Below are 21,586 nucleotides of genomic sequence, written 5' to 3'. Positions count from 1 at the left end.
GACATCCCGATCTCGCGGTCGGCCCACGGTGATTACCGAACCTTCGGTAGGCTGACGTCGAGCCGCACGTTCTGAGGCGGGGTGTCCACTTCCTGGGAGGAACGCGCGAGATGGCGGCGGCAGGTCCAGTCCGAAGAACGGGGTCGCCCGGGCGACCGGGATACGATCTCGACTCGTTGCTTGCCGTTGCGGTGAAGGTGTTCAATGACAAGGGGTACGACGGCACCAGCATGGAGGCGCTCGCTCAGCGGCTCGGCATCACGAAGTCGTCGATCTACCACCACGTATCCGGCAAGGCGGAGCTCCTGGAACTCGCGCTGGCCCGGGCCCTCAACGCGCTCTTCGCGGTCACGACCGAAGATCAGGTGACCAGCGGTCGGTCCATCGATCGACTCGAGTACCTCGTGCGGCGAAGCGTCGAGGTGCTTGTGACCGAGCTTCCCTACGTGACATTGCTTCTCAGGGTTCGTGGGAACACGGCCGTCGAGCGACGTGCCCTCGCGCGCCGACGGGAATTCGATGCCTTCGTCAGTGATCTGGTGGTGGCCGCTGCCGGAGAAGGCGACCTCAGACCGGGGATCGACCCGGCGCTCACGAGCCGGCTGGTATTCGGGATGGTCAACTCGCTGATCGAGTGGTACCGGCCGCGTGGGGGTGAATCGGTCTCCGAGCTCGCCGATGCGGTAGTCGCGCTGACCTTCGACGGGATGAGGGCCTGACCCCGGGGGTTCCCGGTGACGGACGTACCGACAAGACGGGGCGCCTCGGATCGGATCCGAGGCGCCCCAAGCGTTTTCAGGAAGATCGATTGTCGATCAGGCGACGAGCTTTGCCGATCGATCGGTCCAGGCTCCCCGGGGACAGGACCTCCACGGCGACGGTGACACCGATGCGGTCCTTCACCAACTGCCGCAGCCTGCCTGCCTGACGGTCGGCCTCGAGGGTCGAGGTGTTCGGCCGGGACTCGACGCGGACGGTCAGCTCGTCCATTCGGCCGGGCCGGTCGAGAACGCACTGGAACTGGGGGGCCAGACCGGCTACCGCGAGAATGAGTTCCTCGATCTGGGTCGGAAAGAGATTGACTCCGCGCAGGATGATCATGTCGTCGGTTCGGCCGGTCACCTTCTGAATGCGGCGCATCGTGCGCGCAGTGCCCGGTAACAGTCGTGTGAGGTCGCGGGTGCGGTAGCGAACGATCGGCATCGCCTCCTTGGTGAGCGAGGTGAAGACGAGTTCGCCCTCCTCGCCGTCGGGCAGCACCTCGCCGGTGACGGGGTCGATCACCTCCGGGTAGAAGTGGTCCTCCCAGATGTGAAGGCCGTCCTTGGTTTCCACGCACTCCATCGCGACCCCAGGGCCCATGACCTCGGAGAGTCCGTAGATGTCGACCGCGTCCATCTCCAACTGTTGCTCGAGTTCGCCGCGCATTTCCTCGGTCCACGGCTCCGCTCCGAAGACGCCAGTGCGCAGTGATGTCCGGGCCGGATCGATTCCCTTGGCGAGCATCGCATCGACGATCGTGAGCATGTATGACGGGGTGACCATGATCGCATCCGGACGAAAGTCCTCGATCAGCTGGATCTGACGCTCGGTCATCCCTCCGGACATCGGAATGACCGTGCAGCCGAGCCTTTCCGCGCCGTAGTGGGCGCCGAGTCCACCGGTGAACAGTCCGTACCCGTATGCGACGTGGACCTTGTCGGACGGCTTCACGCCGCCGGCGCGAAGGCTCCGCGCGATCAGGTCGGCCCAGTTGTCGAGGTCGGTAGCGGTGTACCCGACCACGGTGGGACGTCCCGTCGTTCCCGACGATGCGTGAATTCGTGACACGTGATCCTGTGGCACTGCGAACATCCCGAACGGGTAGTTGTCCCGCAGATCTGCCTTCGCGGTGAACGGGAACTTCGCGAGATCACCGAGGTCCTTCAGATCGCCGGGGTGGACCCCGGCGTCGTCGAACGCCTTCCGGTAGTGCGGGACGTTCTCGTAGGCGTGGCGCAGCGACCACTGGAGACGCTCGAGCTGCAGGGACGAGATGCGGTCGCGCGTTGCGAATTCGATGTCCTGTGACGGGGTGACGGTGCTGGTCATAGTGGTCTCCGGGTGCCGCGGTCAGGCGCGACTGGGGTCGATGTGGTGAAGGGCGGGGCCGGGCGGTCAGGCGTCGAAGTCGACGGTCACGTCGGCGCTGTCCGGATAGCTCTGGCACGTGAGGACGAAGCCGGCATCGACCTCGTAGTCCTCGAGCGCATAGTTGCGCCGCATGTCGACGTCTCCGTGGGTGACCTTCGCGCGGCAGGTTCCACACACTCCGCCCTTGCAGGCGAACGGCAGATCCGATCGGTACTTCTCTGCTGCGTCGAGGATCGTCTCGTCCCGGGGCAACCTCGCGGTGGTCGAGCGTCCGTCGAGGACGAGGGTGACCTCGCTGCTGGGGCCGGTGACCCCCTCGTCACGGTGGCGGACAGGGGGAGGGGGCACGTCGTCGACATAGAACAATTCGTGGTGGACGCGCTTCGGGTCGACGCCCAGCTCGCCGAGTACGACTTCGGCATCTGTGACCATGCCGTACGGCCCACACAACCAGAAATGATCGACACCGGCGATCGGCACCACGGCGCCGAAGATCGCGCGGAGCCGGTCGGCGTCGAGACGGCCGGTGAAGAGTTCCACCTCACGGGGCTCCCGAGACAGGACGTGGACGACATGGAAGCGCGCACTGTATCGATCCTTGAGGTCGGCGATCTCCTCGGCGAACATCACCGAACGCGTGCGCCGATTCCCGTAGAGGAGAACCACTTCGGTTTCGGGGTTGACGAGCATCGTCGCGGCGATCGAGAGCATCGGGGTGATCCCGGAGCCCGCCGCGATCAGGACGTGCCGGCCACCGGCGGCGGGGTCGGCGACGAACGATCCGGAAGGGGGCTGGACATCGATCCTGTCGCCCCGGCGTACCTGGTGGACCAACCAGTTCGAGAAGAGCCCGTCGGCGACTTCGCGGACCCCGACGCGGGGGCTGGAACCGATTGGGGCGCAGATGGAGTACGAGCGGCGGTGCTCGACGCCGTCCACGGTGCGACGGAGCGTGAGGGATTGGCCGGCGCCGAACGCGAACTCCCCGGAAAGGTCGGCAGGAATCTCGAAGGTGACGGCGGCGGCGTCGTCGCACAGCGCCTCCACATCTGCGACCATGAGGGTGTGGAAGGTCCTGTTGCGGGTCGAGACAGCGGGTTTCGTGGTGTCCACAGTGTCCATGTTCAGATCTCTTTCACATGATCGAAGGGCTCCAGGCAATCGAGGCACCGGTAGAGGGCCTTGCACAGTGTCGCCCCGAATTCGGAGTCGAGGCGGGTGTCGGCGCCACCGCACCGCGGGCATTCGATCGTCCGAGGCGGGGCGGTGAGAGTCAACGGCACCGGGCCCGCACCGCGGCGTGGAGCCGGGCCAGGCGTGGAGTAGCCGTTCTCGTACAGCTTCCGACGTCCCTCGTCGCTTATCCAGTCGGTGCTCCAGGGAGGCGAGAGCGTGGTCCTCACCTCGACCGACGGGAAGCCCGCGAGCTGCAGACGGTGCCGGATGTCGTCGCGCATCGTCGCCATGGCGGGGCAACCCGAATAGGTGGGGGTGATGGTCACGACCACGGCACCGTCTGCTCCCACCTCGACATCGCGCAGGACACCGAGATCCGCGAGGGTCAGCATCGGCATCTCGGGGTCGAGAACCGACTCCGCGATGCGCCGCGCGTCGCGGACGTGCAGCTCGGCGTGTGTGGAAGCGGACATGTCACCACACGCCTTCCGGATGTGCCCGGGCGACCACCTGCATCTCGGCCAGGAGTAGTCCGAGCGCTTCGCTGTGCAGGCCCTGACGGCCCGCGCGTCCTCCCACCGTGCCGGCGACGCGGCCCGTCGGCGCGGACAGGTCGGCAGCGTGCAACACCTGACCGAGAACCGTTTCGAACTCCTCCCGTAGTTCGCCGGGATCGACCGCCACACCCACCGCAGCGAGCGCGCGTTCCTCGCTGGTGGGAACGAAGAGCTCGTCGACGTACGGCCAGACACGGTCGAGGGCCGATTCCATCCGCGCCTTCGATTCGGCTGTGCCGCAACCGAGTGTGACGGCCCAGCGGGCGGCGTAGTCGCGGTGGTAGGTGAGTTCCTTGACGCCTTTGACGGCCACGGCGGCAAGGACCGGATCACGTGACACCCGTAGCCGGTCGAGGAGTGCGAGTCGCCACGTCGAGAACACCAGCAGGCGAATAACGGTCTGCGCAAAGTCGCCGTTGCCGATCTCGGCGAGTCGGACGTTGCGAAACTGGTTCTCCTCGCGGAAGAAGGCGAGCGCATCCTCGCCCGGAATCTGTGCCGTGTCGGAGACGTGGGGCACGACGGCCGCATCGGCCGCGGCCGCCCGCGCCAGGAGAAGGCGCGCCTGGCCTAGCAGGTCGAGCGCGAAGTTGGCGAGAGCGACCTCCTCCTCCAGTTCCGGTGCACGCGTGACCCACTCGGTCAGTCGCTGCGAACTGATCAGCGCATCGTCGCCGAGCATCAGACAGTAGGTGGCCAGCGCCGAGAGATCGACGTCGTCGGGGACCGTGGTGTCGACGCCGGCCAGTGGGTCGTCGAAGCTGGTGCCGAAGGCCCACTGGCCGTGGCTGTCCTCGTCGACAAGGCTGTCGTAGGGATGGTCGTGGTCGGTCATCGTGCATCCTCGAAGATTATGGACGGCCGCGCGAGCGAGCCGGCCGGATCACATGTGGGGAACGTTGTCGGGGATTTCGTAGAAGGTGGGGTGGCGGTAGACCTTGTCGCCGCTGGGCGCGAAGTACGGATCCTTCTCGGACGGACTGGATGCCGCGATCGAGTTCGACTGCACCACCCAGATACTCACGCCTTCGTTGCGCCTGGTGTACACGTCGCGGGCGTGCCTGAGAGCCATCTCGTCGTCGGCGGCGTGCAGCGAACCGACGTGGACGTGATTGAGTCCGCGCTTGCCGCGGAGGAATACCTCGTACAACGGCCAGTCGGCGCTGGTGACTCGGTCGACTGCATTCATCGTGCGTTCTCCTTCGTGCTCGCCCGGCGGGCGAAGGCGGTAGCGGCCTCGCGTACCCAGGCACCGTTCTCGTGCGCGGCCCGGCGGTTGGCGATGCGCTCGACACTCGACGCACCGTTCCCGGCGATCACCTGCATGAATTCGCTCCAGTCGGGTTCGCCGAAGTCGTACGCACCGCGCTCGGCGTTCCATCTCAGATCCGGGTCCGGGAACGTCACGCCCAGTGCTTCGGCCTGCGGTATCGACATGTCGACGAACCGCTGGCGGAGTTCGTCGTTCGTGTGTCGCTTGATGCGCCACTTCATCGACTGCTCCGAGTTCGGCGATCGGTCGTCGGGCGGGCCGAACATCATCAGGGCCGGCCACCACCAGCGGTCGACCGACTCCTGCACCATCTCGCGCTGGGCGTCGGTGCCGCGCATCATCGTCATTAGCAGCTCGTACCCCTGCCGCTGATGGAACGACTCCTCCTTGCACACCCGGATCATCGCCCGCGCGTACGGCCCGAAAGAACTGCGACACAACGGAACCTGATTGCAGATCGCGGCACCGTCCACGAGCCAACCGATCACGCCGACATCGGCGAAGGTCAGGGTCGGATAGTTGAAGATCGACGAGTACTTCTGCCGGCCGTCGAGCAGCTTGTCGGTGAGGTTGCCGCGGTCGGCACCGAGTGTCTCCGCCGCGGAGTACAGATACAGGCCGTGCCCGGCCTCGTCCTGTACCTTCGCCGTCAGGATCGCCTTGCGGCGCAGTGACGGCGCCCGAGTGAGCCATGCGCCCTCGGGCTGCATGCCGATGATCTCGGAGTGTGCGTGCTGCGCGATCTGCCGGATCAGGGTCTTGCGGTAACCCTCGGGCATCCAGTCCCGCGGCTCGACTCGCAGGTCGGCCGAGATGGTCGCCCCGAAGTGGCTCTGGAGCTCATTTTCTGCGATAGACGAGGTCATATGTCCTGCTTCTAATACCGAATGATCGGTTGGTGGGAGTATGCATGGAAGTGACGCGCGGCACAAGCGCGCGCGGCGCGGTCAGTTGCCTTCGAAGGCCGGTGCGCGTTTGGCGAGGAAGGCGTCGACCGCGGCGCGATGATCCGCCGAGCGGCCCAGGTCTTCTTGCGCCTCGCGTTCACGCTCGAGCGCCTCGGTGAGGCCCGCGGACGACGCGGACACGAGGCGCTTCACGTGCACGTGGGCCGCGGTCGGTCCGGCCGCGAGCTCACGCGCCAGCGCCCGGGCCGCGTCGGCGAGGTCGCCGTCGGGCACGACCCGGTGGACCAGACCCCACTCGAGGGCCTGGGCCGCCGAGAATCGGTCGCCGAGCATCAGCAGGCCCGTGGCACGGCTCGGACCGAGCATCTCAATCAGTGTGTGGCTCAATCCGGAATCGCCCGCCAGTCCGATCCCAGTGAAGGCGGTGGCGAACCTGCTGCCCTCCCCGGCGATTCGGATGTCTCCTGCCAGCGCGATGCCCAGCCCTGCCCCCACGCACGCGCCGTTGATCGCGACGACCACCGGTACGCGTACCGCGGCGAGCGCAGTGAGCAGCGGGTTGTAGTGTGTGCCGACGGTGTCCATCGCCCGTGCGGGGTCCGCCGCCAGGCCCGCGGCATGCTCGGCGAGATCCTGACCGACGCAGAAGTTCCTGCCCTCGGCTTCGAGGAGGACCGCGCGCACCGTTTGGTCCGCGGCCACCGCCTCGACCGCAGCCGACAACTGTTCCTTCACTGCGCGATCGAGCGCGTTGGATGCGCCGGCCCGGCGCAGGGTGATCGTCGCCAGGCCCGCAGTCGTGGTCAGCCCGACCGTCTCGATGCCGCTCATGGAATACGCCTCCTGTCAGTGGGATACGGGCCCGAGTGTCGTCTCAGGACCAGGTGAAGAAGCCTCGACCCGACTTGCGGCCGAGTTTGCCTCGCGCGACCTTCTCGCGGAGCAGGGCGGGAGGCCGGAAGCGTTCGCCGAGCGTCTCCGTCAGGTGCTCGGCGATGGCGAGTCGAACGTCGAGGCCCACGAGGTCGGTCGAACGCAGCGGACCCATGGGGTGTCGATATCCCAGTTCCATTGCACGATCGATGGACTCGGCATCGGCGACACCTTCCTCGAGCATTCGGATCGCCTCGAGCCCGAGGCAGACACCGAGCCTGCTCGTTGCGAAGCCGGGCGAATCGTTGACGAGTACTCGGGACTTGCCGAGCTGGGAGACCCACTCGCACACCCGTGCCACGACGTCGGTGTCGGTGGAGGGAGTCCGGATGATCTCGACGAGCGTCGACGCCGGTACCGGATTGAAGAAGTGCATGCCGATCAATCGGCGGGGATCGTCCAGCACCGCACCGAGATCGGCGATCGAGATGGAACTGGTGTTGGTTGCGATCACCGTCGTCGGATCGACGGTCTTCTCCACGAGGGCGAGCACGCCGAGCTTGAGCTGCAGTGCCTCCGGGACGGCCTCGACCACGAGATCGAGTCCGGCGGGCAGCTCGTCCGGTGCGTCGACGAGCGACACGCGTCCGAGCACGGTCGCCGGGTCGGATTCGCCGAGCCTTCCGCGTTCGTGGGCGCGGTGCAGTCCGTCCGAAACTCGGGTGAATGCCGCCTGTCGATCGCCGCTCTCGGCGATGGTGACGGTGGACCCGAGCGTCGCGAACACCTGCGCGATGCCGGCGCCCATTCGTCCGCCGCCGACGACACCGACACGGCCGGGGATTGTGCTCGTCATTTTTTCTTCTCCAGAAAGGCCGTCATACGGTCGTGTTTGTCCCGGCTCTCGAACAACACCGCCTGCGCGATGTCGTCGGCGAAGGGGTGGGATCCGGGTGCATCGGCGATCAGCTTGCTGAGCCTGAGTGCGAGTGGTGCGGAGCGGTTGATGCGATCGACGATGTCGTGCGCGGCGGCAACGTGTTCGCCGCGGGGCACGACGCTGATCACGAGCCCGGAACGCAGCGCCGCCGCCGCGTCGAGGTTTCGGCCGGCGAGGAGCACCTGCTTGGCGATCGACGTGCCGACCAGTTCCTGCAGTCGATAGCTGGCACCGGCGGCGGCCATGATGCCGAGACCCGGCTCGGGGTTGCCGAACACCGCGGTGTCCGTTGCGACCCGGATGTCGCAGGCGYACGACAGTTCCGCGCCGCCGCCGAGCGCGAACCCGCTCACCGCCGCAACAGTGGGCATCGGCAGGCCTGCGACGCGATCGAAGAGATTGCGATTGACACCCGCGAGCGCCTCGTCGCGACCCCGTTCCCGGAGCTCCGCGATGTCGGCCCCGCCCGCGAAGTGATCACCGGATCCGCTGATCAGCAGCGGCTTTGGCGTTTCCTCGAGAAGCGCGCACACCTGGTGCAGCTCCGAGACCATTTCGGCGTTGATCGCGTTTCGCTGCTGCGGACGCTGGAGAGTGACCACCATCCGGTCCGCTCGATCGTCGATCGTCAGGGTGTTCACGGCGCCTCACTCGGCAGGGGGAGCCGGGCGAGGCTCCGGCCTGAGTACTCGTGTGGGATGCGGGCTCCGCGCATCGGGACTGCTTGCACCACTTTCGTCTCCTTCGCAGCGTGCTGGTTTCCATTAATAACCGAACCTTCGGTCGGTGCGCAAGGGTTCGATCGATTCGGTCGAGAAACGTGCTGGTCGTCGGAATATGTATCGGGCCTTGACAATCTGGCGAGGTTCTGGCGATCCTAATTACCGACCGAACGTACGGTAGAAAGAGGTTGTCGTGAGCAGGTTAGTGCAAAGTTACGTAGCCGGGAGCTGGTACACGGCACCCGATGCCGGAACGCCGCTGCTGAGCGCAGTCGACGGTTCCGAGGTGGCGCGCAGCTCGTCGACCGGGCTCGACGTTGCCGGGATGGTGACGTATGCCCGTGCGGTCGGTGGGCCCGCCCTGGCCGAACTGACCTTCCACGAGCGCGCCGCAGCGCTGAAGGCGTTGGCCCTGACGCTCATGGCCGGCAAGGACGAGTTCCACGAGCTGTCCACGGCCACCGGTGCGACGCGACGCGACTCCGGTGTCGACATCGACGGTGGCTTCGGAACCCTGCTGAGCTACGCGAGCAAGGCTCGGCGCGAACTGCCGAACGACACCGTCCACCTCGACGGGCCCCACGAGCAACTGGGCAAGGCGGGGACGTTCCTCGGTCAGCACGTCTACACCTCGCGTCGCGGTGTCGCCGTTCAGATCAACGCATTCAATTTTCCCGTGTGGGGCTTCCTCGAGAAGCTGGCGCCGGCGTTCATCGCCGGAGTGCCGTCGATCGTCAAGCCGGCAAGCCAGACGGCCTATCTCACCGAACTGGTGTTCCGTCGCATCATCGAGTCCGGACTGCTACCGGAAGGGTCGGTCCAGTTGCTCTCGGGCAGCGCGCGCGATCTGCTCGACCACCTCGGTGGGCAGGACTCGGTCGCGTTCACCGGATCCGCGGACACCGCGGCGCTGTTGCGGGCCCATCCGAGGGTTGTCGCCGAGGGCGTGCACTTCAACGCCGAGGCGGATTCGCTCAACGCCTCCATTCTCGGTGCGGACGTCGAACCCGGCAGTGAGGAGTTCGATCTCTACGTCAAGCAACTCGTCACGGAGATGACCGTGAAGGCCGGCCAGAAGTGCACCGCGATCCGCCGTGCCTTCGTTCCGTCGGGCTTGGTCGACGACGTGGTCGAGGCCGTGCGGGGCCGCCTCGCGCGGGTCGTGGTCGGCGCCCCCGATGCCGAGGGGGTCACCATGGGCGCCCTGGCGAGCGTCGAGCAGCGCGACGAGGTGCTGAAAGCGCTACGCGGACTGACGAAGTCGGCGCAGATTGTGGTGGGGGACCCGGAGGACTTCGAGGTCGTGGGAGCGGACCGGTCGACCGGCGCGTTCCTACCCCCGATCCTGCTGCGTTGTGACGACAGGACCGCCGACGAGCCGCACGACATCGAGGCGTTCGGGCCGGTGAGCACGGTGATCGGATACGACGGCACCGACGAACTGCTCGAACTCGCGGCCCGCGGAAAGGGCAGCCTCGTCGCCTCCCTCGTCACCCGCGACCCCGGGCTCGCCCGCGACGTCGTGCTGGGGCTGGCGCCCTTCCACGGACGTGTCCTGGTTCTCAACCGGGACGATGCGCGGGAATCGACCGGGCACGGCTCGCCGCTGCCGGTGCTCGTGCACGGCGGCCCGGGCCGCGCCGGCGGCGGTGAGGAACTCGGTGGCATCCGTGGAGTCCTGCACCACATGCAGCGCACCGCGGTCCAGGCGACCCCCGACATCCTGACCGCCGTCGGCAACCGTTGGGTTCCCGGATCACGGCGAACCGACGAGGGTGTCCACCCGTTCCGGAAGAATCTGGCGGAGTTGCGGATCGGGGACACCGTCGTCGGAGGACCGAGGCAGGTCACACTGGCGGACATCGACCATTTCGCGGAGTTCACCGGTGACACCTTCTATGCGCACACCGATCCCGATGCCGCGGCGGCGAACCCCCTCTTCGGCGGTATCGTCGCACACGGCTACCTCGTGGTCTCGCTCGCGGCCGGGCTGTTCGTCGAGCCGAACCCGGGACCTGTCCTCGCGAACTTCGGCGTCGACAGCCTCCGTTTCCTGACCCCGGTCAAGGCGGACGACAGTCTGACCGTGATGTTGACGGCGAAGCTGATCACACCGCGCAGCAGCGCCGACTACGGCGAGGTGCGGTGGGACGCCGTGGTCGCAAATCAGAACGGCGATGTGGTGGCGACCTACGACGTCCTCACCCTCGTCGCCAAGGGAGCGTCCGACGATGGAGGGCTCTGACATGGGCTTCAAGGTGGTGGTCTGTTACGGCCATCCCGAGGATCCCGACGCCTTCGATGCTCACTATCGCGCCACGCACATCCCGTTGGCGCGAAGGATTCCCGGACTGTCGGGCTACACCTGGGGGAAGTGCAGCGCGCTCGACGACGGCAGCCCCGCCTACTATTCGATTGCGTCGCTGTCCTTCCCCGATGCCGAGACGATGCACGCCGGACTGGTGTCGAAGGAGATGCGGGAAGCCGGCAGGGACGTCCGCAACTTCGCCACCGGAGGGGTGACGATGTTCACCCAGGAAGTCGAATCGGTCCAGGGGCCGGTGGGAGGCGTATGACCGTCGAATGCCGGTCGGCGCGAGAGATGTTCGATGCCGACGTGGCGTCGCAGGCGCTCGGGATCGAGCTTAGGGAGCTGGCCCCGGGCCGTGCGGTCGCATCGATGACGGTCGGCGAGACGATGGTGAACGGGCACGGAATCACGCACGGCGGATTCGTTTTCGCCCTGGCGGACACGGCATTTGCGCTTGCGTGCAACGGATACGGTGAACCTGCGGTCGCAGCGCGGGCGGACATTCGGTTCCTGGCCCCCACACGCCTGGGAGACGAGCTCGTCGCCGAGGCGGTCGAGCGAGAAAGATATGGCCGCAACGGTATCTACGACGTCACGGTGCGTGTTCGTGGCCGGTCTGTCGCCGAGTTCCGCGGCGACAGCCGCTCCGTCACGCGCTCTCGGTGAGTCGGTTCGCCGGTCCGCTCGAGCCGAGGGAACCGTCGCCGCCGGTCTGGCCGGGCGCCGAGCCGCCGGCGGGTTCGCGCACGTAGGCGTACATCTGCGACGGGGAGGTAGACGTGCCGCCGAAGTAGAAGCCGGCGTACCACTTGCCCGTGCTGGTGGGGTTGGCGGGACAGGACCGGGGCAGCGTGGCCGTCTCGTGGATGTCCCGGCCGCGGATGGTGCCGTCGATGGCGAAACGGTAGACGGACCCGTCGATCTGGATCGAGTACCGCAGCGGCGCATTCGCCGCGAGGTCGTCATGGGAGAGGGTGATGAGCGCGCTGTCCGGGTACTGGTGCACGCCGTCGGCATTGGCGTACGGCACCAGTTCGAGCACACGGGGCGAGGTGTCGGTGCGCCACCGCCACCCGAACATGGCGCCGTTGCGTGCCAGGTCGATGTCGCCGCAGTCCGAGAAGCCGGGCAGCTTGTTCCAGTCGAACTGGTCCTCGGGTTGGGTGGGCGCGGTGAGCACGTACTCCGCCGTGGGGGTCAGCACGAAGTCGTACGTCCGCGACGCTCCACCGGGGCTGACCCAACCCGCCAGCGGGCCGGCAACCCCGGCGGGGCTGCCCACCGTCGCGCTGTGCGCGCCCCGCTCGATGGTGTAGCTCGACCAGCCGGGGGGCGTGCCGGGGGCCAGGCAACCGGTGAGCCCGGTGGCCATCGCCAACACTGCGGTGGCGATGCCGACCTTGCGGACGATCGTGCGGCTCACGGCTGCCCCTTCCGGTTTCGTCCGGCCACCCTCCCACACGGTCCCCGCCGGCTGCGCCGTTTCCGCGCAGGCCCGTCGCGGACGGTCAGGACCGGACGGTCCGCAGCTCCCGCTTGAGCAGCTTGCCGCTCTGGTTCCTCGGCAGCTCCTCGACGAACACCACCCGCTTGGGCACCTTGAACGGCGCGATCCGCTCCTTGACGTGCGCGATCAGCGACTCGGACGTCACCTCGCCGCCCTCGCGCAGCACCACGACCGCGGTGATCGCCTCGATCCACTTCTCGTCCGGGGTGCCGATGACCGCGACCTCCGCGACCGCGGGGTGCGTGTAGATGGCGTCCTCGACCTCGCGCGAGGCGACGAGGATCCCGCCCGTGTTGATGACGTCCTTGATGCGGTCCACCACCGTGATGAAGCCCTCGGCGTCACGGGTGACCAGGTCGCCGGAGTGGAACCAGCCGTCGCGGAACGCCTCCGTCGTCGCCTCCGGGTTCTCCCAGTAGCCCTGGCACAGCTGCGGCGACCGGTAGAGGACCTCGCCGGCGACGCCGTCGGGGACGTCGTTGCCCTCGGCGTCCACCACCCGGGTCTCCACGAAGAACACCGCACGCCCGCAGGACGACGGCCGGTCCCGGTGGTCCTCGGGGCCGAGCACCGTGGCGAGCGGCCCGATCTCCGACTGCCCGAAGCAGTTGTAGAACCCGAGATCCGGGTACTTCTCGCGCAGCCGGTTCAGCACCGTCACCGGCATGATGGACGCGCCGTACTGCGCCTTCTTCAGCGACGAGAGGCCGCGGGTGTCGAGGTCCGGGTGGTTCGCCAGCGGCACCCACACCGTCGGCGCGAGGAACAGCGACCCGATCCGGTCGGCCTCGATGCGGCGCAGGATCTCCGGGATGTCCGGTGCCGCCATCAGATTCACGGTCGCGCCGACCGACAGGTACGGCATCATGAACACGTGCATGCCCGCCGAGTGGTACAGCGGCATGCAGATCAGCGGGTTGTCGTCGGCGGACAGGCCCAGCGCGATCACCGACGACACGTACTCGTGGACGAGCGCGCCGTGGGTCATCATGGCGCCCTTGGGCTTCGAGGTGGTTCCCGACGTGTACAGCAGCTGGGCCAGGTCGGTCGACGCGGCCTGCTGCGGCAGCTCCGGCACCTCGCCGTCGCCGCCGACCGCGACCAGCGAGCCGTCCGCGTCACGCAGCGCGAGCACGTGCTCGACGGCGAGATCAGGGCGCACCGAGTCCAGGGTGCCGGAGAGCGCGGGGTCGACCAGCACCGCCCGGGCGCCGGACTGCGCGACCAGGTACCGCAGCTCCTCGCCCCTCAGCGCGTAGTTGACCGGCACCTGCACCAGTCCCGCCCGCGCGCAGGCGAGGAACCCGATCACGTACCCGTCGGAGTTGGTGCCGTACGCGGCCACCCGGTCGCCGTGCTCGAGTCCGAGCGAGAGCAGGTGGCCGGCCGCGCGGGTCACCGCGGCGTCGAGCTCGCGGTAGGTCCAGCTGCGACCGTCGAAGGTCAGCGCCGTGCGGTCGGGGAACTTGGCGGCCGAGCGGCGCAGCACGCCGTCGACGGTGTTGGTGCGCGGGTCCATGCTCATGCGCGCCAGATTATAGGACGTCCAACTATTTCGGAAGGGCTCCGAAGGGACTCGTGGTCAGGCCGCCGCCCGGATCATGTCGGCCGCCTTCTCCCCGATCACGACGGACGGTGCGTGGGTGTGGCCGCGGATGAGGGTCGGCATGATCGACGCGTCCGCCACCCGCAGTCGCTCCACCCCGCGCACCCGCAACTGGGGGTCGACGACGCTGCCGTCGTCCTTGCCCATGCGGCAGGTGCCCGCCGGGTGGTACAGGGTGTGCGAGTTCCGCTCGAGCGCGACCGCGAGCACCTCGTCGAGGGGGGTGTGCGCCGGCAGGTCGGGCCGGAGCATCGCGCCGAGCCGGGACCTCAGCGCGGGGGCAGCGGCGAGGGCGGTGCACAGCCGCAGACCCTCGAGCATCGCGCGACGATCCGCGCCGCCGGCGTCGCTGAGGTAGCGGGGGTCGATGACCGGCTTGTCCTCCGAGAACGCCGACCGCAGCGTGATCTCCCCGCGGCTCTGCGGCCTGAGCAGGATCGTGCCGATCACCGCGGCGTGCTCGGTGGCCGGCACCAGGCCCTCGTCGAAGTACGGCGCGGGGGCGAAGACCATCTCCAGGTCCGGCAGCGTGAGTTCCTCACGGCTGCACGCGAACCCGTACGCCTCGCCGACGTTCGAGGTGAGCATCCCGCGCCGCCGGGTCAGGTAGTTCGCCAGTTCGGGGAGCCTCTCGGCGGCGAACAGCGAGTCGGCCTCGACGCGGTAGCCGAGCATCGAGACCAGGTGGTCGGCGAGGTTGCGTCCCACCTCCGGCAGGTGGTGTCGCACCGCGATCCCGTGCCGGCGCAGGTGCTGCTCGTCGCCGATGCCGGAGAGCATCAGCAGTTGCGGCGAGTTGATCGCGCCGCCCGCGAGGACCACCTCCCTGCGGGCCCGCACGGTGCGGCGCGCGCCGTCCTTCTGGTACTCCACCCCGACGGCGGCCGTGCCCTCGAAGATCACCCGGGTGGCCTTGGCCTCGGTGAGCACCGTCAGGGTGGGGCGTCGGCGTGCGGGCACCAGGTAGGCGTCCGCGGTGCTCCACCGGGCGCCCCGCTTCTGCGTCACCATGGTCTGCGAGAAGCCCTCGGGCCGAGCGGTGTTCGCCCGTTCCACCGGGTACCCGCACTCGCGCGCGGCCTCGAGGAACGCCGCGGTGAGGGGGCGTGGGCTGCGCTGACGGCTCACCGAGAGCGGTCCGGAGGTGCCGGCGTCGTCGGACGCCGCGCCCTCGACGTTCTCGATCCGGCGGAAGTACTCCACGACGTTGTGGAAGGCCCAGGACCGGTCGGCCAGGTCGGCCCACTCGTCGTAGTCGGCGGCGAAACCGCGTATCCACATCATCGCGTTCATCGACGACGACCCGCCGAGCATCTTCCCCCGGGGCCAGTAGACCCGGCGGCCGCCGAGCCCGGGTTGCGGCTCGGTCAGGTAGTCCCAGTCGAGTTCGCTGCGGAACAGCTTCGAGAAGGCCGCGGGGATGTGGACGAATCTGTTCTTGTCCGGCGGCCCGGCCTCGAGCAGGACGACGTCCTTGTGCGGGTCGGCGCTGAGCCGGCCGGCCAGCGCGGCGCCGGACGACCCCGCCCCGACCACGACGTAGTCGGCGACCGACTTCTCGCTGTTCATTTGTTGGCCTCCACTTCGAGAAGTACTGGGGAGAACCGTCTATCCGCCCAGCACTTATCCGCGCAGCGCCGACGCGAAGATCGCCGGCAGCTTGGTCCACGACGGCGCGCCCGCGAAGCCGGTCAGCAGTCGCCCGGTGCGGGCGGCGGTGCGATTGTCGACGAACCACGGTGGCTTCGGCGAGATCGACGCCTCGCGGTGCAGCAACGACCGCGGCGACGGCCGGAACGGTCCGCGCACCACCGTGCGCTCCGGGCTGTCGATCAGCAGGGCGTTGTGCACCACGCCGATGCCGCTCTGCACGTCGTCGAGCGTGTGGCCGGGGAAGGCGCCCCAGGTCGCGGTGGGGGTCAGGTACCCGACGCCGGTCCAGGCGTTCACGGCGATGGTGCCGTACCGCAGGGACTCGAGCAGCGAGTCGAATCCGTTACCCATCGCGTCGATGGTGCCGGGCTCGGCGATGATGTTGACGCCGAGCGTGCCGACGAACTGGTCGTTGACCATTTCCGCTGCGCGGGTGGCGAACTCGGTGCCGTCGTGCGGCAGGTCGATCACCCCGAGGACCGGGGCGAAGTACTCGGTCTGCAGCAGCGGGGTGCACTCGTCCGGCGGCAGACCGCTCACGAGGACCCGGCCGCCTCGATCGCCGAGTTTCTCGGCGCGCGGGAAGGTCTCGGTCGCCGCGGCCACCCGGTTGTCGCTGCCCGGGTAGTAGGGCGCGCGGGCCGGGGCGCGGTCGACGGCCTTGCGGAGCGCCTCGACGAACTCGTCACGCTGGGGCCATGCCGACGAGAGCACCACCACCTGCGCCGCGACGCAGTTGTAGCCGCCGTTGTGCAGGCGTTGCGTTGCGACGTGGTCGGCCTGGAACTCGATGTCGGACCGGCTCCACTTGCCGGGCAGCACGATGGTCGGCGACACCCCGCCGAGTTCGCTGGAGATGGCCTTGTCGAGCACCGGCTCGCCGGCGGCCTTGCGGCGCGCGCCGTCCTCCCCGGTGCCGAACACGATCGCGTCGTGGGTGAGCGCGCTGCCGGTCATGTGCACGTGGTCGACGAGGCGGTGCCGCGTCAGGTACGTCCCGACGTCCGCGCCGCCGGTGAGCAGGCGGACCACGCCGATCGAGACCAGCGGTTCGAGCACCCGCTCCAGCACGGGCAGCAGTGGGTCGGTGATCGGGTTCAGCTTGAGCGCGACCACCCGGTTGTGGGCGATCAGCTCGTACAGCGTGTCGAGCGGGGCGATGGAGGTGATGTTCCCGGCGCCCAGCACCACGCCGACGCCGTTGGTCCGGGTCGGGTCCAGCTCGGCGAGTCCGGCGTCGCGCTGGGCCGTCGCCTTGTCGATGCCCGGCTGCAGCCACACCTCGGCGCTGAACCCGCTCAGCAGCAACCGGTCGAAGATGTTCAGGGGCAGCACCCGCACGGTGGTGCGGCCGCCGGGGGCGGTGCCGAAGTCGGCGTCGGCGAGCGGGCTGGCGCCGGACTCGAGGGCGGCGAGGCTCGACGACAGCGCGGTGAGCGAGGTGGCCATCGGGTACGGGCCGGACATCCACTCCTCGCCGACCAGCGGGGAGTCCGGGTCGAGCCGCTTGATCGCGACCGCGGCGGCCACCCAGTCGGCGGCGTTCGCCACCGTGAGCTCCCGCACCCGGTCGAGCAGTCTGCGGCGCTCGCTCAGGGGCAGGCCGGCCCAGGTCTTCTCGCCCTCCACCAGGTCGGTGAGGGCCTGGTCGACCTCCGGGTAGGCGGTCGGGGTTGCGGGATCACTCACTGCGGACTCCTGTCTCCGGGGACGGAAGCCCCCGCGGGGCGTCCGTCCGGTCGAGGGCGTGGGACGACCACGCCCTCGAAGGACCTACAGCCTCGATCTTCGTCGCTTTGGCAGGGATGCGCCATGGATCGGCGCAGTGGCTACCGCCGCGCGACGAACAGCGCGGGCTCGGTGCCCGGCACCTGCGCGACCTGCTCGCGGGTCACCAGGTGCCGCAGGTGCGCGGCCGCCTCGGACAGCGCCATGCCCTTGGCCATCGGGTGGAAGTCCGTCCACGGCCGGTACCACTTCATCCGCTGGGCCACCTCCCACACGGTGATCTGGTCGTCGGCGAACGCCTCGTACAGGTGGTCGAGCCGCTCCTCGTGGTGCTCGATCAGCTCCACCGCCCGGCCCGCGACGTCGTCGATCGGCAGGCCGTGCGCGCCCAGGCCGCGGGTGACGTCCATCGACTGCACGCGGCGCAGCGAGTCCAGGAACTCGGCGAGGCCGTCCCGCTCCTCGAGCGGGTAGACGAAGTTGCCGACGTGCGGGGTGGTCTTCTGCAGCACGTGGTCGCCGGTGAACATCACGTCGGCGTCCTCGAGGTAGAAGCACACGTGGCCCGGCGTGTGACCGGGGGTGAACACCGCGCGGAGCCCGCGGCCGGTCAGTGCGATGACCTCACCGTCCTCGAGCTTGCGGTCGGGTGCGGCCTCGGGGCCGACCGGCGCGTCGCCGCCCGATGCCTCTTCGAACGCGGCGAGGTCCTCGGGTTCCGCGCCGGCCCGGGCCAGGTTCGCCAGCTGGTAGTCCATCCAGTCCTGGTTGCGCCCCTCCGACATCTTCTCGAACATGTCGTGGTCGGACTCGTGCATGGCGATCCACGCGCCGGACGCCTCCCGGACCCGCCCGCAGAGGCCGGTGTGGTCGGGGTGGAAGTGGGTGAGCACCACGCCCTCCACCTCGGAGACCGAGTGCCCGATCGACTCGAGGCCGGAGGTCAGGCCCTGCCAGCCCTCGTCGTCGCCCCAGCCGGTGTCGACCAGGACCAGTCCGCCGGGGGATTCCATCGCGTAGACGAGGGTGTTGCCCAGGGGATTGTGGGACATGGGAACGGGAATCTGGAAGATGCCATCGCCGATGGCCGTAGCTTCGCTCATCTGAGGTACCTCGTGACTAGTTAATATCGCTAACCCTTTCCGTCATCATGACCTCTCGGGCGTCGCGGTGGGAGGCGGGGTCCCGCGTCGCGGGAAACTTGCCGGCCCGGGGCCCGTGAGCCGCGTCGGCCTGCACGACGGCGGGCTCCGGTCCTACTGTGGGCGAAAGGCACCCGACGACTCCGGAGTACCGCATGCGAATCGCGCTGTTCGCCACCTGCATCGGGGACACGATGTTCCCGGACGCGGCCAAGGCCACAGCCCTGCTGCTCACCCGCCTCGGACACGAGGTGGTGTTCCCGCCGGGGCAGACCTGTTGCGGGCAGATGCACGTCAACACCGGGTACCAGCCCGACGCGCTCCCGCTGGTGGAGAACTACGCCGAGAACTTCGGCGACAGTTCCGTCGACGCGGTTGTCGCCCCGTCCGGTTCCTGCGTGGGGTCGGTGCGCCACCAGCACCAGATCGTCGCCGAGCGCTACGGCAGCGTCGGCCTGTGCGAGCGGGTCGAGACCGTCAAGGCCAAGACCTACGAGCTCTCCGAACTCCTCGTCGACGTGCTCGGGGTCACCGACGTCGGCGCCCACTACCCGCACCGCGTCACCTACCACCCCACCTGCCACTCGCTGCGGATGCTGCGGGTCGGGGACAAGCCGCTGCGGCTGCTCCGGGCGGTCCGCGAGATCGACCTCGTCGAGCTGCCGGAGGCCGACGTGTGCTGCGGGTTCGGCGGCACGTTCGCGATCAAGAACGCGGAGACGTCGACGGCGATGCTGGGGGACAAGATCCGCAACGTCGCGGCCACCGGCGCCGAGTTCTGTTGCGCCAGCGACTCGTCGTGCCTGATGCACATCGGTGGTGGCATGTCCCGGCTGCAGATGGGGACCCGGACGGTGCACCTCGCGGAGATCCTGGCGTCGGTCGGGCCGGTGACGGCGTGAGGGGTGTCGCGCTCGGGCTGCCGCCGTTCCCGCCCCGCGCGCCGAGGGGCGCCGGGTTCCTGCGCGGCACCGAGTCGTTCCCGGACGCCGCGCACCACGAGCTGGCCAACGCGCAGCTGCGCCGCAACCTCGGCAAGGCCACCCACACGATCCGCGCCAAGCGCCTCGCGGTCACCGGGGAGCTGCCGGACTGGGAGGCGTTGCGGGACGCGGGATCCGCGATCAAGACCGACGTGATGAACCGGCTGCCGGAGCTGCTCGAGCAACTCGAGGCGGCGGTGATCGCGCGCGGCGGCGTCGTGCACTGGGCGGCCGACGCGGACGAGGCCAACGACATCGTCACCCGGCTGGTGCGTGCGACCGGCTCCGACGAGGTGATCAAGGTCAAGTCGATGGCGACGCAGGAGATCGCGCTCAACGAGCACCTCGAGGCCCGCGGCATCCGCGCGTACGAGACGGACCTGGCGGAGCTGATCGTGCAGCTCGGCCACGACAAGCCCTCGCACATCCTGGTGCCGGCGATCCACCGGAACCGCGCCGAGATCCGCGAGATCTTCCTGCGCGAGATGGCCGACGTGGACCCGGACCTCGACGACGACCCGGCGCACCTCGCGGCCGCCGCCCGGAAGTTCCTGCGGCACAAGTTCATGACGGTGCCGGTGGCGATCTCCGGGGCCAACTTCGGGATCGCCGAGACCGGCACCCTCGGCGTGGTCGAGTCGGAGGGCAACGGCCGGATGTGCCTGACGCTGCCGCGGACCCTGATCACGGTGATGGGCATCGAGAAGGTGGTTCCGGAGTACCGGGATCTCGAGGTGTTCCTCCAGCTGCTGCCGCGCTCGTCGACGGGGGAGCGGATGAACCCGTACACGTCGCTGTGGACCGGCGTGAGCACCGGCGACGGCCCGCAGGCCTTCCACCTGGTGCTCCTCGACAACGGCCGCACCGCCGCGCTCGCGGATCGGGTGGGCCGCGCCGCGCTGCACTGCATCCGCTGCTCGGCGTGCCTGAACGTGTGCCCGGTCTACGAGCGCACCGGCGGGCACGCCTACGGCTCCACCTATCCGGGGCCGATCGGCGCGGTGCTCACCCCGCAGCTCGCCGGGATGGACGGCGCCGACGACCCGAACTCGACGCTGCCGTTCGCGTCGAGCCTGTGCGGGGCGTGCTTCGACGCCTGCCCGGTCAAGATCGACATCCCGTCGTTGCTGGTGGAGCTGCGGCACCAGAAGGTGGAGCAGTCGGGTTTCGGCGTCGAGGCCGCCGCGATGAAGGCCGCGTCCTACGCGATGACGAAGGCGCGGCGGTTCACCGCGGCGCAGAAGGCCGCCGGCCTGGGGCGGCTGCTGGCGGGGAAGAAGGGCAGGATCTCCACCCTGCCGCCGCCGCTCAGCGGGTGGACCGCCGCCCGCGACATCCCGGCGCCGCCGAAGCAGACCTTCCGGCAGTGGTGGGACTCCGAGGAGGGGCGCGCGGCGATCGAGGCCGCGCGACGGGAGGGGCGGTCGTGAGTTCACGTGAGGTGATGCTGGCGCGGGTGCGGGACGCGTTGACGTTGGCGCCGCCGGCGGCGCTGGAGATCCCGCGCGGGTACCGGACCGGCCGGACCATGCCCGACGAGCAGCGCCGGGCCCTGCTGGTGGACCGGCTCGTCGACTACAAGGCGCAGGTCCACACGTGCGAGGCGGGGGAGTTGGCGTCCGTGCTGGCCGGGGTGCTCACCGATCTCGGCGCGACGCGGGTGGGAGTGCCTGCGGGACTGGACGAGTCGTGGCTGGCCTCGTTCGGCGGCGAGGTGGTGGTGGACTCGGCGGACGTGCCGGCGCCGGAGCTGTCGACGCTCGACGCCGTGGTGACGTCCTCGACGGTGACGTGCGCGGAGACCGGGACCATCTTCCTCGACGGCAGCCCCGATCAGGGCCGGCGGGCGCTGACCCTGGTGCCGGACGTGCACGTGTGCGTGGTCGCGTTGGCCAGCGTCGAGGTCGGGGTGCCGGAGGCGTTGGCGCGGCTGGTGCCCGAGCGCCCGACCACCATGATCAGCGGGCCGTCGGCGACCTCGGACATCGAACTCGAACGGGTCGAGGGGGTGCACGGCCCGCGGAACCTGCACGTGGTGATCGTCGGGTGAGGCGGCATGGTGCGTGCGCCGCCC

21 protein-coding genes are annotated in these 21,586 nt (G+C 69.0%); 7 read left to right on the top strand and 14 right to left on the bottom strand.

The features are described from left to right. The first annotated feature begins 110 nt into the window (after positions 1 to 110). On the top strand, positions 111 to 719 hold the full coding sequence (locus AC1DU4_RS07690; RefSeq protein WP_477838582.1) for a TetR/AcrR family transcriptional regulator: 609 nt from the start codon (positions 111 to 113) through the stop codon (positions 717 to 719). Between the two features lie 76 nt (positions 720 to 795). Here AC1DU4_RS07690 and paaK read toward each other — a convergent pair whose 3' ends face one another. The 9 genes from paaK to AC1DU4_RS07645 all read right to left on the bottom strand — a co-directional run bounded on the left by paaK (position 796) and on the right by AC1DU4_RS07645 (position 8,501). Next, positions 796 to 2,091, bottom strand: coding sequence for a phenylacetate--CoA ligase PaaK (paaK, locus tag AC1DU4_RS07685; protein ID WP_477838580.1), 1,296 nt, complete (start codon positions 2,089 to 2,091; stop codon positions 796 to 798). Positions 2,092 to 2,157: 66 nt separating this feature from the next. Continuing rightward, positions 2,158 to 3,255, bottom strand: coding sequence for a 1,2-phenylacetyl-CoA epoxidase subunit PaaE (gene paaE, locus AC1DU4_RS07680; RefSeq protein WP_477838578.1), 1,098 nt, complete (start codon positions 3,253 to 3,255; stop codon positions 2,158 to 2,160). Positions 3,256 to 3,257: 2 nt separating this feature from the next. Beyond that, the gene (paaD, locus tag AC1DU4_RS07675) at positions 3,258 to 3,782 is read right to left on the bottom strand and encodes a 1,2-phenylacetyl-CoA epoxidase subunit PaaD (RefSeq protein WP_477838576.1); all 525 of its coding nucleotides are present in this window, start codon (positions 3,780 to 3,782) and stop codon (positions 3,258 to 3,260) included. 1 nt (position 3,783) lies between these two features. After that, entirely contained in the window at positions 3,784 to 4,701 is a 918-nt protein-coding gene (gene paaC, locus AC1DU4_RS07670; RefSeq protein ID WP_477838574.1) for a 1,2-phenylacetyl-CoA epoxidase subunit PaaC, read from the bottom strand. Positions 4,702 to 4,749: 48 nt separating this feature from the next. Next, positions 4,750 to 5,055 (bottom strand): 1,2-phenylacetyl-CoA epoxidase subunit PaaB, encoded by a 306-nt coding sequence (gene paaB, locus AC1DU4_RS07665; protein WP_477838572.1) that lies wholly within the window; start codon positions 5,053 to 5,055, stop codon positions 4,750 to 4,752. Beyond that, positions 5,052 to 6,005 carry a 1,2-phenylacetyl-CoA epoxidase subunit PaaA gene (gene paaA / locus AC1DU4_RS07660; RefSeq protein ID WP_477838570.1) on the bottom strand — a complete coding sequence of 318 codons (954 nt, stop codon included), beginning with the start codon at positions 6,003 to 6,005 and terminating at the stop codon, positions 5,052 to 5,054. Before paaA ends, paaB begins: the two co-directional genes overlap by 4 nt. 81 nt (positions 6,006 to 6,086) lie before the next feature. Beyond that, positions 6,087 to 6,878, bottom strand: coding sequence for an enoyl-CoA hydratase/isomerase family protein (locus AC1DU4_RS07655; RefSeq protein WP_477838568.1), 792 nt, complete (start codon positions 6,876 to 6,878; stop codon positions 6,087 to 6,089). A gap of 43 nt (positions 6,879 to 6,921) precedes the next feature. After that, entirely contained in the window at positions 6,922 to 7,776 is an 855-nt protein-coding gene (locus tag AC1DU4_RS07650) for a 3-hydroxyacyl-CoA dehydrogenase family protein (RefSeq protein WP_477838566.1), read from the bottom strand. Continuing rightward, a complete protein-coding gene (locus AC1DU4_RS07645; RefSeq protein WP_477838564.1) occupies positions 7,773 to 8,501 on the bottom strand; it encodes an enoyl-CoA hydratase/isomerase family protein in 729 nt (242 codons plus the stop codon). The genes AC1DU4_RS07650 and AC1DU4_RS07645 overlap by 4 nt, the downstream gene beginning before the upstream one ends. 274 nt (positions 8,502 to 8,775) lie before the next feature. Here AC1DU4_RS07645 and paaZ point away from each other — a divergent pair, with 274 nt between their 5' ends. Genes paaZ through paaI form a run of 3 tightly spaced genes read left to right on the top strand, consistent with a single transcriptional unit; the run spans position 8,776 to position 11,559 of the window. Beyond that, positions 8,776 to 10,827: a phenylacetic acid degradation bifunctional protein PaaZ gene (gene paaZ, locus AC1DU4_RS07640; RefSeq protein ID WP_477838562.1), complete on the top strand. Its 2,052-nt coding sequence runs from the start codon at positions 8,776 to 8,778 to the stop codon at positions 10,825 to 10,827. 1 nt (position 10,828) lies between these two features. Next, entirely contained in the window at positions 10,829 to 11,158 is a 330-nt protein-coding gene (locus AC1DU4_RS07635; RefSeq protein ID WP_477838560.1) for an EthD family reductase, read from the top strand. Next, on the top strand, positions 11,155 to 11,559 hold the full coding sequence (gene paaI, locus AC1DU4_RS07630; protein ID WP_477838558.1) for a hydroxyphenylacetyl-CoA thioesterase PaaI: 405 nt from the start codon (positions 11,155 to 11,157) through the stop codon (positions 11,557 to 11,559). Before AC1DU4_RS07635 ends, paaI begins: the two co-directional genes overlap by 4 nt. On the opposite strand, the gene AC1DU4_RS07625 is transcribed toward paaI, so the two are convergent. From AC1DU4_RS07625 to AC1DU4_RS07605, 5 genes are all read right to left on the bottom strand, one after another. Further along, a complete protein-coding gene (locus tag AC1DU4_RS07625) occupies positions 11,543 to 12,316 on the bottom strand; it encodes a hypothetical protein (RefSeq protein ID WP_477838556.1) in 774 nt (257 codons plus the stop codon). The genes paaI and AC1DU4_RS07625 overlap by 17 nt on opposite strands. An 85-nt stretch (positions 12,317 to 12,401) precedes the next feature. After that, complete coding sequence (locus AC1DU4_RS07620; RefSeq protein ID WP_477838554.1) at positions 12,402 to 13,925, bottom strand: acyl-CoA synthetase; 1,524 nt, start codon at positions 13,923 to 13,925, stop codon at positions 12,402 to 12,404. A 57-nt stretch (positions 13,926 to 13,982) separates the two neighbouring features. Beyond that, positions 13,983 to 15,575, bottom strand: a complete 1,593-nt coding sequence (locus AC1DU4_RS07615; RefSeq protein WP_477838552.1) for a GMC family oxidoreductase — start codon at positions 15,573 to 15,575, stop codon at positions 13,983 to 13,985. A gap of 54 nt (positions 15,576 to 15,629) precedes the next feature. Then, positions 15,630 to 17,348 (bottom strand): aldehyde dehydrogenase family protein, encoded by a 1,719-nt coding sequence (locus AC1DU4_RS07610; protein ID WP_477838551.1) that lies wholly within the window; start codon positions 17,346 to 17,348, stop codon positions 15,630 to 15,632. A gap of 140 nt (positions 17,349 to 17,488) precedes the next feature. Then, the gene (locus tag AC1DU4_RS07605; protein ID WP_477838549.1) at positions 17,489 to 18,490 is read right to left on the bottom strand and encodes an MBL fold metallo-hydrolase; all 1,002 of its coding nucleotides are present in this window, start codon (positions 18,488 to 18,490) and stop codon (positions 17,489 to 17,491) included. Between the two features lie 194 nt (positions 18,491 to 18,684). Here AC1DU4_RS07605 and AC1DU4_RS07600 point away from each other — a divergent pair, with 194 nt between their 5' ends. From AC1DU4_RS07600 to AC1DU4_RS07590, 3 genes are read left to right on the top strand one after another with little or no spacing between them, the layout of a single operon-like run. After that, the gene (locus AC1DU4_RS07600; protein WP_477838547.1) at positions 18,685 to 19,431 is read left to right on the top strand and encodes a (Fe-S)-binding protein; all 747 of its coding nucleotides are present in this window, start codon (positions 18,685 to 18,687) and stop codon (positions 19,429 to 19,431) included. After that, positions 19,428 to 20,942, top strand: a complete 1,515-nt coding sequence (locus AC1DU4_RS07595; protein ID WP_477838545.1) for a lactate utilization protein B — start codon at positions 19,428 to 19,430, stop codon at positions 20,940 to 20,942. The genes AC1DU4_RS07600 and AC1DU4_RS07595 overlap by 4 nt, the downstream gene beginning before the upstream one ends. Beyond that, positions 20,939 to 21,562: a LutC/YkgG family protein gene (locus tag AC1DU4_RS07590; protein WP_477838543.1), complete on the top strand. Its 624-nt coding sequence runs from the start codon at positions 20,939 to 20,941 to the stop codon at positions 21,560 to 21,562. Before AC1DU4_RS07595 ends, AC1DU4_RS07590 begins: the two co-directional genes overlap by 4 nt. The last annotated feature ends 24 nt before the right edge of the window (positions 21,563 to 21,586 follow it).

The organism is Rhodococcus sp. P4_F5 (assembly GCF_056401315.1).
Note: the sequence above shows the minus strand (reverse complement) of the source record. Positions and strands in the feature narration are given on the sequence as shown.

Coding starts and splice junctions, on each gene's coding strand:
- AC1DU4_RS07615 (WP_477838552.1), bottom strand. CDS start 15,575: ATGAACAGCGAGAAGTCGGTCGCCGACTACGTCGTGGTCGGGGCGGGG.
- paaK (WP_477838580.1), bottom strand. CDS start 2,091: ATGACCAGCACCGTCACCCCGTCACAGGACATCGAATTCGCAACGCGC.
- paaD (WP_477838576.1), bottom strand. CDS start 3,782: ATGTCCGCTTCCACACACGCCGAGCTGCACGTCCGCGACGCGCGGCGC.
- AC1DU4_RS07655 (WP_477838568.1), bottom strand. CDS start 6,878: ATGAGCGGCATCGAGACGGTCGGGCTGACCACGACTGCGGGCCTGGCG.
- paaB (WP_477838572.1), bottom strand. CDS start 5,055: ATGAATGCAGTCGACCGAGTCACCAGCGCCGACTGGCCGTTGTACGAG.
- AC1DU4_RS07605 (WP_477838549.1), bottom strand. CDS start 18,490: ATGAGCGAAGCTACGGCCATCGGCGATGGCATCTTCCAGATTCCCGTT.
- AC1DU4_RS07620 (WP_477838554.1), bottom strand. CDS start 13,925: ATGAGCATGGACCCGCGCACCAACACCGTCGACGGCGTGCTGCGCCGC.
- AC1DU4_RS07635 (WP_477838560.1), top strand. CDS start 10,829: ATGGGCTTCAAGGTGGTGGTCTGTTACGGCCATCCCGAGGATCCCGAC.
- AC1DU4_RS07650 (WP_477838566.1), bottom strand. CDS start 7,776: ATGACGAGCACAATCCCCGGCCGTGTCGGTGTCGTCGGCGGCGGACGA.
- paaI (WP_477838558.1), top strand. CDS start 11,155: ATGACCGTCGAATGCCGGTCGGCGCGAGAGATGTTCGATGCCGACGTG.
- AC1DU4_RS07690 (WP_477838582.1), top strand. CDS start 111: ATGGCGGCGGCAGGTCCAGTCCGAAGAACGGGGTCGCCCGGGCGACCG.
- paaA (WP_477838570.1), bottom strand. CDS start 6,005: ATGACCTCGTCTATCGCAGAAAATGAGCTCCAGAGCCACTTCGGGGCG.
- paaE (WP_477838578.1), bottom strand. CDS start 3,255: ATGGACACTGTGGACACCACGAAACCCGCTGTCTCGACCCGCAACAGG.
- paaC (WP_477838574.1), bottom strand. CDS start 4,701: ATGACCGACCACGACCATCCCTACGACAGCCTTGTCGACGAGGACAGC.
- AC1DU4_RS07600 (WP_477838547.1), top strand. CDS start 18,685: ATGCGAATCGCGCTGTTCGCCACCTGCATCGGGGACACGATGTTCCCG.